This window comes from Sphingobacterium corticis (assembly GCF_042684745.1).
In the GTDB taxonomy this organism is placed as follows: Bacteria; Bacteroidota; Bacteroidia; order Sphingobacteriales; family Sphingobacteriaceae; genus Sphingobacterium; species Sphingobacterium corticis.
Genome location: NZ_JBHUMA010000004.1, coordinates 267,397 through 279,175 on the forward strand (window position 1 = coordinate 267,397; position 11,779 = coordinate 279,175).

Annotated in this window: 8 protein-coding genes; 4 read left to right on the forward strand and 4 right to left on the reverse strand. The window is 43.7% G+C overall.

Annotated features, from left to right (window positions below; translation table 11 throughout):
- Nucleotides 1–9: 9 nt before the first annotated feature.
- The 3 genes from ispG (at nucleotide 10) to ACFSQ3_RS02380 (ending at nucleotide 3,548) form a co-directional block, all read left to right on the forward strand.
- Nucleotides 10–2,025 (forward strand): (E)-4-hydroxy-3-methylbut-2-enyl-diphosphate synthase, encoded by a 2,016-nt coding sequence (ispG, locus tag ACFSQ3_RS02370; protein WP_380867154.1) that lies wholly within the window; start codon nucleotides 10–12, stop codon nucleotides 2,023–2,025.
- A gap of 33 nt (nucleotides 2,026–2,058) precedes the next feature.
- Nucleotides 2,059–2,394 carry a HopJ type III effector protein gene (locus ACFSQ3_RS02375; protein WP_380867156.1) on the forward strand — a complete coding sequence of 112 codons (336 nt, stop codon included), beginning with the start codon at nucleotides 2,059–2,061 and terminating at the stop codon, nucleotides 2,392–2,394.
- 89 nt (nucleotides 2,395–2,483) lie between these two features.
- Nucleotides 2,484–3,548, forward strand: a complete 1,065-nt coding sequence (locus ACFSQ3_RS02380) for an AI-2E family transporter (protein WP_380867158.1) — start codon at nucleotides 2,484–2,486, stop codon at nucleotides 3,546–3,548.
- Between the two features lie 18 nt (nucleotides 3,549–3,566).
- Here the strand turns inward: ACFSQ3_RS02380 and ACFSQ3_RS02385 are convergent, their stop codons facing one another.
- The 4 genes from ACFSQ3_RS02385 to ACFSQ3_RS02400 all read right to left on the reverse strand — a co-directional run bounded on the left by ACFSQ3_RS02385 (nucleotide 3,567) and on the right by ACFSQ3_RS02400 (nucleotide 10,004).
- Nucleotides 3,567–5,321: a M14 family metallopeptidase gene (locus tag ACFSQ3_RS02385; protein ID WP_380867160.1), complete on the reverse strand. Its 1,755-nt coding sequence runs from the start codon at nucleotides 5,319–5,321 to the stop codon at nucleotides 3,567–3,569.
- Between the two features lie 15 nt (nucleotides 5,322–5,336).
- Nucleotides 5,337–6,977, reverse strand: a complete 1,641-nt coding sequence (locus ACFSQ3_RS02390) for a M14 family metallopeptidase (RefSeq protein WP_380867162.1) — start codon at nucleotides 6,975–6,977, stop codon at nucleotides 5,337–5,339.
- Between the two features lie 141 nt (nucleotides 6,978–7,118).
- Complete coding sequence (locus ACFSQ3_RS02395) at nucleotides 7,119–8,633, reverse strand: M14 family zinc carboxypeptidase (RefSeq protein WP_380867163.1); 1,515 nt, start codon at nucleotides 8,631–8,633, stop codon at nucleotides 7,119–7,121.
- 36 nt (nucleotides 8,634–8,669) lie between these two features.
- On the reverse strand, nucleotides 8,670–10,004 hold the full coding sequence (locus ACFSQ3_RS02400; protein ID WP_380867165.1) for a dihydroorotase: 1,335 nt from the start codon (nucleotides 10,002–10,004) through the stop codon (nucleotides 8,670–8,672).
- A gap of 153 nt (nucleotides 10,005–10,157) precedes the next feature.
- Between ACFSQ3_RS02400 and ACFSQ3_RS02405 the strand changes: the two genes are divergently transcribed.
- Nucleotides 10,158–11,402, forward strand: coding sequence for a hypothetical protein (locus tag ACFSQ3_RS02405; RefSeq protein WP_380867167.1), 1,245 nt, complete (start codon nucleotides 10,158–10,160; stop codon nucleotides 11,400–11,402).
- The last annotated feature ends 377 nt before the right edge of the window (nucleotides 11,403–11,779 follow it).

The window sequence follows — 11,779 nt, forward strand, 5'->3', positions numbered from 1 at the left end:
TGCTACCACATGGAAGCATCGAATTCGATCCGACTACTCGGAGAATACTGTAATACTAAATTGGCTTACAGCCGTTTTAAAACACGGGAAGTGTTTGTTGGAAATATCCCAATGGGTGCCGACAATCCTATTCGTATCCAAAGCATGACAACCATCGACACGATGGATACGCTGGGATCGGTGGAACAAACTATCCGAATGGTGGACGCTGGATGTGAATATGTACGGATTACAGCTCCAAGCATGAAGGAAGCCGACAATCTGCAAAACATCAAAAAAGAATTGCGCGCTAGAGGATACGAAGTACCTCTGGTTGCTGATATACATTTTACGCCGAACGCGGCAGAAGTAGCTGCACGCATCGTAGAAAAAGTACGCGTTAATCCTGGGAACTACGCGGATAAAAAGAAGTTCGATCAAATCGATTATACCGACGCCGCGTATCAAGCCGAACTAGAGCGTATCTATAAGAAGTTTGCGCCCTTGGTTGGCATTTGTAAGGAATACGGCACGGCGATGCGCATAGGCACCAACCACGGATCGCTTTCCGACCGCATCATGAGCCGGTATGGCGACACGCCGGACGGCATGGTAGAATCTGCGATGGAATTCATTCGCATCTGCGAAGACCTGAATTATTACAATTTGGTGATCTCCATGAAATCTTCCAACCCACAAGTGATGGTGCAAGCTTATCGTTTGTTAGTGGAGAAAATGGTGGCGGAGAATATGAATTATCCGTTGCATTTGGGCGTTACCGAGGCGGGCGATGGCGAAGACGGGCGAGTGAAATCGGCTGTGGGCATAGGAACCTTATTGGAAGATGGATTAGGCGACACGGTTCGCGTTTCGTTAACCGAAGAACCGGAAAAAGAAGCACCTGTTGCGAAAGCATTAATTAATAGGTACAGCCGCCGCGAAGCAGAGCTTGAACAAACACCTGCTCGTGAGATTTTGCATCTGCGCGATGAGTGTACTACACAGCCTTACGAAGCAGCAGAAGTCAACACGTTTGTTGGTGGATCAATGGTTCCGCGTATCATTGCAGATATTTCTTCCGAGAATCTTCGTGATCCGTTTATTCTCAAAGCAGTTGGTTATCGCTACGACGCGGTGCTGGACAAGTTTCACATGGGCGATCAATCAGTAGATTTCGTGTATTTGGGCGATTCCCTTCCATCATTTACGATGCCGGGAAACCTAAAACAGCTATACAATTTCCAAACTTGGAAAACATTACGAGAGCGAAGCAATATCCATCCGATTTTTGACTCGCTGGAAGCATTCAATAATGGCGATGAGCGTGATTCCGTTTTAAATTTCGTTTATATTCAAAATGATGATTTAACGACCGACGCTTTTGCGAACTTATTACTTGATGATACCTTAGTTTTTATATTAGAAACTTCGCACGTACATGGCATGGCGGAGCAACGTCAGTTTTTCGCAAACTTCCAAGAGCTCGGATTAACCAATCCGGTTATTTTAAAAAGAAGCTATGCTGCTGCGGATTTTAGTGGTCCTTTAGGCGACATTATGGATCCTGAAGAACCGATTTCCAAAATCCAGTTATATGCAGCGACCGATTTTGGTGCTTTGTTGATTGATGGATTAGGATCAGGCATTTGGATTGATTTCCCAGCTACACCGACCGATAAGTTAGCTTCCTTATCCTTTGGGATTTTGCAAGCAACGCGCTCTCGGATTTCAAAGACGGAATACATCTCTTGTCCGAGTTGTGGCCGTACTTTATTTGATTTACAGGATACCACACAAATGATTCGCCAGCGTACCAATCATTTGAAAGGACTGAAAATCGCTATCATGGGTTGTATCGTTAACGGTCCTGGCGAGATGGCCGATGCGGATTATGGCTATGTGGGAGCAGGTCCGGACAAAATTACCCTATACCGAGGCAAAGAGGTTATCAAGAGAAATGTTTCGTCTGCAAATGCTTTGGATGAATTGATCAACATCATCAAAGGTGATGGTCTTTGGATCGAGGAAGGCGAAACAGCACTATAAATTACCATTCGTATAATCTTACGACAATTTTACATGTCACACACCACATTACTACAAAAATTAAAAACTGGGGAACTGTATTTCTCAGACGTTATCGAATACATCGAGCAGCGTTACATACATACACCAACCGCATTTTGGAACGGTGAAATTCATAACGAGGCTACTCAAAATCAAGGCTCTGCTAAGGTCTTCCAATTTGCTTCTTTAGCAGGATTGAACGAAGAAGATACCTTACTTCTTTTCGCTGAGCATTACCGAGCTGTTACGGAAGATCCGAATGGCGACGACCATCAAAACATCCGTGCATTCATGCTTCATGGATGGGAAGGCATTCGGTTCGAAGGTGCCGCATTGTCGGCGAAATAAATCATAAACTTATTACCGAATCAATTGTTTTGATCTGTAGCCGCGTGGCAAGTGTTTCTTCTTGCTTCGCTTTTAACAGAAAAAAACAAATGAGAAAGCAATCGAAGTTAGAGCGATCTGTGCTAATTTTAGCGCTGCTTGGATTATCAATAGCGCTATTGTATGTCGGACAGCCATTTTTCGTTCCACTAGCTTTAGCAGGTTTGCTTGCAATGCTATTAAGCAAAGTAGGCGGCTGGTTAGAAAGACATCGTGTTTCTCGTGGAATAGCTTCGCTACTCGCGTTGCTAGGTTTCGTGCTGCTAGTTGCTGGAGTATTGACTTTGTTGGGCTGGCAATTGGCGAGCTTTTCTGAAAACATGGACGAACTGAAGCAACGTGTCACAGAAATGTTCGCGCAGTTACGCGAATGGTTACAAAGTAGCATCGGCATTGATCAAGAACAACAGAAAAAGCTAACGGAAAATTCTGGATCCACTGGTGGCGAATCCGGCGGTAGTGTTCTTATGGAATTTGCTTCCGGCACCATGAGCATCGCCGTCGATACCATTTTAGTGTTGGTTTATACCTTTCTTTTCCTGAACTTCCGCAGGCAGCTCAAGAACTTTATCTTAATGCTTGTCCCCACCGACCAAAAAGAAAAAGCCACGAAAGTAATCCACGAATCAGCCAATGTTGCTCAGCAATATTTGGGCGGGTTATCAAAGATGATTGCTGCGCTTTGGATTATGTACGGGTTGGGCTTCTCTGTGCTAGGTGTAGAAAATGCTATTTTCTTTGCCGTTTTTTGTGGTTTAATGGAAATCATTCCCTTTGTGGGGAACCTTGTCGGAACATCATTTACCGTGTTGGCCGTGGCTGTACAAGGGGGCGATAGCAAAATGATTTTGGGTGTCGTTGGGGTTTACCTAGTTGTACAATTCATCCAAACGTATTTATTAGAACCTCTTGTTGTCGGCAACGAAGTAAAAATCAATCCACTTTTTACGATCATTAGTTTGGTGTTAGGTGAAATGATTTGGGGCGTCGGTGGTATGGTACTTGCTATCCCATTGATGGGGATTCTTTTAATCGTATTCGATCATGTTCCAGACCTCAAACCGTACGCTTACCTGATCGGCTCGTACAAAGAGAAAAAACAGAAAACGAAATAAAACGTGATTAAACAGCTGTTAAGTTGACTTAACAGCTGTTCCACCTTTTTTACTATTTACGGTAACAGTGTATTTCCCATTTCCTTTTACAATCCAACGTACAGTCACGTATCCGTTGCCCGGAATATTGGAAACCTTAATATTTGCGGCATCACGTTTCTGCTCGGTAGTTACGCCAAAATCACGATTCTCGACAATCATTCCAGCAATTACATTTCCACCGCTTATTGAAATTACATCAGGAACTTCGATCTTATTGGCAATGTCCAATGAAGAGTGCGTAGGAATGATACGTTCGTTACGGACAACCGCTGTTACCTCCGATAATCCAGATCCTAAATCTTTTACCGCCACTTCCGAAATATTCAATTTAGGCGTGTGATACGCATGGTAAATCACGAAAGAAGCATTTCGATGCGCATCGCTCTCCATTAAAAAACCTGGGTGCAAACGTCCGTAATTCTTTTTAAATCCCCCAATTTCAATCGCGCCATATTGTGGATGTTCATAGGGAGTCCATTCTAAAAAGCCATCTCCGAAAAGCAAAAATTGATCGAAAATATATTGTTCGTTTTGCGCGTTCGCGTAGCTATTCCCGGGCTCTTGTCCAGATTTTTGGAAATAATAATTCGCCATCCACAACTCGTTGCTCATCGCAAAAATACCACGAGCGCTATGCATCCAGTCGAACTCACCGCCGTAAACGGAATACAAATCTTTATAAGTAACGATATACCGATAACCCGGAATCAATAATTCTGCCTTCTTGCCCAACGCATCGTATACAGAAATGTCTGCAGGACGGAAATTTGCTTCGTCATCCTGAGCGCCCGGACCGCGTAAAATCATACCGCCGTAATTATGGAAACTTTGCCCAGCCGCAATGTTCGGATGTGCCATAATAAAATCGGCCACAGCACGATTTTCCGGCAGGGAGAATGGGTACTTATATGCGCCGCTTTGCACATAATTAGGTTGCCAATTCCAACCCCAATCGCGATTCGGATCATAACCGCCGACACCATCTTCATTCACCAACCCATCGCCGTCATTGTCCAAACCTTCATAGCCCAGCAATTCGTACTCGCCCGGCTGACCTTCCGGTGCAGGAATCAACCGACGCGGATCGGCAGGATCGATGATAAATCGCCCTTGTTCACTTTTACGACGCATCTGCGTGATGTGTCCATCGCCATTCAAATCGTCAAAGTCATCCTCATCTACCAACCCATCACGATCATTATCCAAAGGCTTTCTACCCGTTCGGGATGAATGCTGCGTATTCGGCCCGTGTATAAATGCATCGCGCGAATCAGGATTGATACTCGGCACGATATAGAATGCTTTGTCTGCCAGCAACTGTTGAAAAAACGGATTATCGGCTGCGTGCATTTCCGTGACATACCAAGCTATATAAAGCGCAAATTCGACGGTTTGTACTTCGTTGGCATGGATGCCACCATCGATATATGCAGCAGGCTTTGTTTTCGTATCGCCCTTTTTCTTGTCAGAAATGGTCAACAACCACAGATCACGACCTTCTACAGATTTTCCGATGGATTCCAACTGCACTAAATCGGGATGTGCGGAAGCCATTTTACGATAAATGTCCAATAGCGCGGTATTATCATGATAGCGATTCCAACTAATGGATACTTTTGGATTCGCTGGAGAGCCAGCGGCTGCCAATATATTTTCTGGCTTCTGCGCGCTCGCTTGGAAAGCAAAAGCAGCAGCCAATGTCAATGTTAATGTATATTTTTTGATGTTCATGGTTTGTGCTGCGCTTTATAGTGAAACTTGAATAGATTGGCGACCGGAGGAAGCACTTCCCGCTTCAATGATCAACTTACCGGATCCCTGAACTAACCATTCGATTTCGGCAGATTCCTTACCATTTAACGCCCCAATAGTTTGACGCGCTTTGCCACTCCATATCTTTTGGCCGTTCGCCAACTTTGCTTCCACCACCAATTGTTTTAAGAAGTAACTGCGTTCGCCAACTTGTGTCAAAGTAGGTAAAGTTCCGCTGTTGCTCACCTTCACCTTAATCCGCGACAAACCACCTTCGAGTTTCTCCACCTGTTGATCCGTAATCGTAATTTGCGGCGCTAGATGAGCCAGTCGAACAATGAAATCTGCATGCTTTTGAACCAAGCTATCCACCATCTTGTACGGCGGATTTTTTAACAAGAAAGGATGCACACCGCCCACTTCGACCGATTTATTTGGGAAATCTGGATGCGAAATCGACTTCCACGCCGTGAAATTGTTTTGCACACCCTCTTTATTAGCCCAACTTAAATAGGCTGCCACTGCATCATTATCGCTATCGGAAACCCACCATCCCGGAGTCGAAAAACTCAATCTACCGTAATGGTAGTAAGCCCAATCCGTAAAGTTTCCGTTTCCAGATTTTGTCTTCGGCGCTTTACCGAGATTGACCACATTATTGTAAATGGAAGAAACGTAAGCATTCGCTTGCGCATCCTGTTCCGACCAACTGGTAATTATGCGACCGCCCGGACGACGGCTAGCAGACGGGGCAGCTACTTCTCCTCCTCGACCTGCTTGGTGCGGAGTCGACAAGTTATTCTCAGGGCCAAATGAAACCACGGCATACACATTAAATGCATCGTAAAGAAAATCGAACAAAGCGCGATTTTCTAACTCCGATACGGCATGTTCGCCGGCACCTGGCTGAAAATTTTTGTAATTATAGGTGCTGTTTTTATTGAATGCAACGCCTTCAAACCCATCCTCGTTCCAATTGCCGTCTTTATCGTTATCGATTCCTTCGCGCAACAAAAGGTATTGCCCTTGTTGTCCTTTCGTCGGATCTGCGGTAATCATCGATCTTGGATCTTTCGGATTCGGCAAATATTTCCCGCTTGGATCTGCTACGCGCATCCAAGTGATTTTTCCATCACCATCCAAATCATCAAAACCGTCTTCTCCAACCAATCCATCTCGATCGTAATCTAGTGGTCGATCGTTACCTGTACGTTCATATTGTAACTTTGCAAAATATTGTTCGGTAGCATCCGGACTCATATTAGGAAAAACATAGAAAGTTTGCTTCTCCAACAAAGACTGTACACTATCTTGCGAAGCATTCGCCAGCAGTTTCTCCGCAAAACCAATCGCTAATTCCACACCCAGCAAATGACCACCTTCCACACCGCCAACTACCGCAATAGCCGGCTTTTGTTCTAAAGCGCCCGAGCCGATGGACAACATCCAAATATCGGCTCCTCCCAAGGTTTTCGTCATAGATTGGGACTTTACCCATTTTGGATAGCGGGAAGCTAATGTTTTTACGCGCTGCGCCAATTGTTGGCGGTTGCTGTAATCTGTTTGATTCTGCGCATACGCGTCAACAGCGCATAGCGAAAGAATGCTTACGAAATAAAGATAGATACAATTCATTAATAACGGGTTTCGTTGTCTGTGGAAAACATCGATGGCATTAAAAAACGCGTAAACGTATTCGTTTTAGGTAGAAAACAAAAAATGCCGTCGATAATATTACAACAGCAAGTTAGGAAATAAAATCAAAAATAGAATGCGCTAAAGCACCCTATTTTTGAAGTTTTGTGTAAGCGGTTTAGATAGGTCAATTAAGTAACCATTCAGCACCACGTAGCGTAATTTATTACTCGAATCTGCTATATAAAAATTGGCTGTTCCGCCCAAATCAATTCGCGATGTCGGGTAAAATTGTGCTTGTCGGAAAATTTGGATAGGCAGTTGATGCAATTGCTCTCCTGCGATGCCTGATTGCAAACGGACGGCTAAATAACCTTGCTTTAACAAATCGAAAGCTTGATCCGCGGTTAAGTCCGAAACCGAATTGATAGATTGCGGAGCTGTTTTTCCTGAAACAAGATGCAAATCCGAGCCATCAACCTCGTCATAACCCATCGATTCTTGCAAATCGCCCAGATCTTCTACCCAACCGCGCACAAAGAAATCCCGATCCGATGTATTTTCTGCTCGTCGAATGGCAATATCCGTACGCAAGGGAACTTCCGATGTTCCGATTTCTAGATTTTTGATAAATACGTCATGCATCAACGAAGAACCATTGAACGGAATATCTTCATATTGCGCGATGTCGTATTGCTCGAAACTGCCCTGCGCAATTTGAATCAAGGCATTTAGAATAATCACAAAATTTATTTTACGAATTTCTTGCTTTTCGACATCACCTTTCAATCCACCCGATTCGATAAGCACCGTGCTTGCACCCCATTTTTGGAAATTATCACCAAATCCTCTCGGCGAGTGCGTATCGTCGTATTTTGCAACCGCATCGGGGACATATTTTTGTACCATTTCCTGAATACCCGCAATGATTTTCATTGCATTTCCGCGCGTTTCGTTGACGTCGCGTTCGCGATTATAGGCTGGCGCAAGTACCGATATGGTTACCGGATTTTTAGTTTTTGGAACGTGATAATAGATACTTTGATCGTGGAGATTAAATCCAAACGACGGTTTCACCGCATCTGCCCGCGCCGCCAAAATCTTTCCTTCAACGGTTTGTAATGCTCGCGCATCCCGGTTTAAATCGACGCTTTGCGCGTTTCGGCGATTATAAATTTCTGCACCATCCGGATTCAACATGGGAATAAAATGGATTTGCAGCTGATCTTTCAGTAAGTTTCTCACGGAATCCGCACCATCATCCTTTCCTTCCAAGAAATTAAAAATATCGAGCAGCGCCATCGTTGCCGTCGGCTCATCGCCGTGCATTTGCGACCACAACATCACTTTCTTACTTCCATTTCCGTAAGTCAGTTCCGATATCGACCTTCCTTCCGCAGAAGCGCCAATATTCTCAACTTGTAAAATGCCGGATTCGCCATGCTTTTTTACCAATGCTGAAACATCGGAATGTTTGAAACGGCGATGCTTAATTGTCGGTTCTTTGTATGTAGCGAAAAGGGAATCCCATTCTTGCGTGGTAAGCGTCATAGCGTCGGAAAAATCCTTTTTAGACGAGCTGATGGTTTGTTCCACGTGCTGACAAGCCGAAAATAAAACGGCGATAAGGCCAAATGATAAGGCAATTCTTCCCATAGCTGTCGATTTGAGATGATGATGATATGCAAAATTTTATCGGTCGAACAACAAACGATGTCCAGAACCTACTTCGATAATTTTTCCGTCGGAGTAAGCAATATTCCCCGAAACAATCGTATGTTCAATTGTTGAGCCAAATGTATGACCTTCGAATGGCGACCATTTACATTTCGACAAAATATTTTCTTTGGTAACGGCGTAAGGTTTATTTAAATCGACCAAAACCAAATCTGCCCAATATCCTTCGCGGATAAATCCACGTTGTTCCACTTGAAAGCAACGCGCTGTGTTATGCGCCGTTTTTTGCACCAACTGCTCCAACGTTAATTGTCCTTCGGCCACCTTATCCAACAAAGCCAACAAAGCATGTTGTACCAAAGGACCGCCCGATGGAGCTTGTAAATAAGGTTCGGATTTTTCTTCGAACGTATGCGGAGCATGATCCGTAGCGATCACATCGATACGTCCATCCAGCACCGCACGCCAAATTTCCTCGCGGTCGGCAGCCGTTTTTACGGCAGGATTCCATTTAATGAAATTGCCCTTGCTCGCATAATCTTGATCAGAAAACCAAAGGTGATGCACACACGCTTCCGCTGTGATACGCTTTTGTTCTAATGGAATATCGTTTTGGAACAGATGCGTTTCTTTTCCAGTAGAGATGTGCAAAATATGCAATCGCGTGTTGTATTTTCGCGCTAGCTCCACCGCTTTCGACGATGATAAATAGCAGGCTTCTTCCGAGCGGATAAGCGGATGCATATCGATCGTTACTTGATCGCCATATTTATCTTTATACGCTGCAAAATTTGCGCGTACCGTAGCTTCATCTTCGCAATGGGTTGCCACTAACGTCGGTGCATTCTGAAAAATATTGGAAAGTGCGGTTTCGCTATCTACCAACATATTTCCGGTTGATGATCCCATGAAGACCTTAATACCACAAACATCGCGCGGATTGGTCTTCAGCATTTCATCGAGATTATCGTTGCTGGCTCCCATAAAAAACGAGTAATTCGCTAATGAGCTATCCTGACCAATATCGTATTTATCCTGCAACAATTTCTGCGTTAGCGCATTGGGAACGGTGTTGGGCATTTCCATAAAGGAAGTGGTTCCTCCAGCTACCGCAGCGCGACTTTCTGTCGCGATATCCGCTTTGTAAGTCAATCCCGGTTCCCGGAAATGAACTTGATCATCGATTAACCCAGGCAAAAGATGTAAACCTTCTGCATTGATCTCTCGATCCGCTTTAGCATCAATAACCGGAGCTATTTGCTCAATACGGCCATTTTTTATAAAAATATCTTTTGCTTTAATTTCGCCTTCGTTGACGACTTGCGCATTCTTAATTAAAATCGTAGACATAAGGTAAAAATAGGATTTAATCAGGAAAAATCATGCTAAAACTCCGCTTCTGTTCGCCAAAACGACCTCTATACAAACACATTATAGGTTAATTTGTTGTAATAGACACATATACCATAATATTGGCTCGCGAAAGCCATAAAAAAGAATAATATGAAAAAGAACTTCTACTTATTAGCAATAAGTTTCGCGTCAACCTGTTTTGGACATTTGTATGCACAGGGACTTGATAGTACGTCCAATCAGATCGCGATGGCAACGACATCTGAAACGCAAAACGAGGATAAATTAGCGATCAGCCAACTTAATAAACAAGTATCTGATTTAGTGCGCGAACTAAAGGACAATACGGAAAAAATAAATATGCTGATGAACAGCAAAGATTTAGATGCGCAGAACAGATACACCGTGGTAAAAGAAAATTTGGAACGTGCTACAAACGCCTATAAGTTGTTGCACACCAAAATCCAAAGCATGAAAAATTACCAATCGGATCGACTTTTCGAGCCGTTGATTAAGGAGTTAGGAAATCCGGAAAGTGATAAGTTGGGTTATCGATTTGACCAAAAGGTGGTTTCTTTGGTGGAGGATAACGTAAAGCCAAAGAAAAGAAACATCGCTTCCAAGATATATGATGGCGTGAATTCCATCGCGAAAAACCCGATCGTTAGCGCCATCCCCGTCGTTTCGCCAGCCGCACAATTGACCAGCAGTGTAATGGGATTTTTGAGAAGCACCAGCGTTTTGACGGATGATGTCGATCAGGCTACGATTGCCAAGATGGAAAATGAGCTGAATGCAAATATTCGGTTTTACAATTTATTGGCGGAAGCCAATACCGAATTTGATTATAACTTGAACATTCAACGTCAGGAATTGCTTCTGCTACAAAGAAATCTTTACGATCAGGTGCGCTATTTTGCGGAGAAAGTAGGATTAAATCCGGAGCCACGTGGCGATCAAGAAGATGTGGGCGAGTATATGAATAAACTTTTCCTTCGTTTGGATCAAGCTTACGTCGCTAATAAACTGACGCAGTTTGAACAAAAAAATCGTTCCGGAAATCGGATTAATTACGATCAAATGCTGATCACCGAAGAAGCGAATGATTTAAAAGATGCAAATAATCGTTTGGAAGAATTTGTTGGCTTGATCAATCAGTTCGAATTTCAATACAACAAACATCATCGCTACACCGAATTGTACACCGATAAAGTAAATGCGGCGTTAGATGAAGCGGCAACCTTAGGAGTGACACAGGACAATATTCGCGCTGATTTAAAAAAGCAAATGGAATCGCTACGCACCTCAACGGATAATGATTTCCGCAGCGCAATCAATTTAGAAGAGTTGACAAAAGCGAAGAAATCGATTCGTTATACAGCTAGGATTATTTAGGCTTTTTAATGAAACAGTGTTAGCGGTCCTTTTATTAATAAGAGGGCCGCTGGAATACATAGCGGCCCGTCACTTTACTGCTTGAGCCTCCGGTTCGCGAAAACGATCTTTTCGCCGTTGCTAGTGAGTATGACGAAACAATCCCACGTTTTACCAACCGGATAAGCTTTCTCAAAGCTTTTGATATAGCGCGACGATCGGTTTTCTTTGGAGGCGCCTTCGGCGGTTGTCTCGCCTACGGGCGATCAACAAATTGGCTATTGTCAATTATCAAACCGCATCATTACAAACTACAATCACGAAATGACGCTCCCATTAGTGAGTTTCGCAAGTTAAATTATCCAATTAACCTACTTCGTTAATCTAAGCTCCTCCCT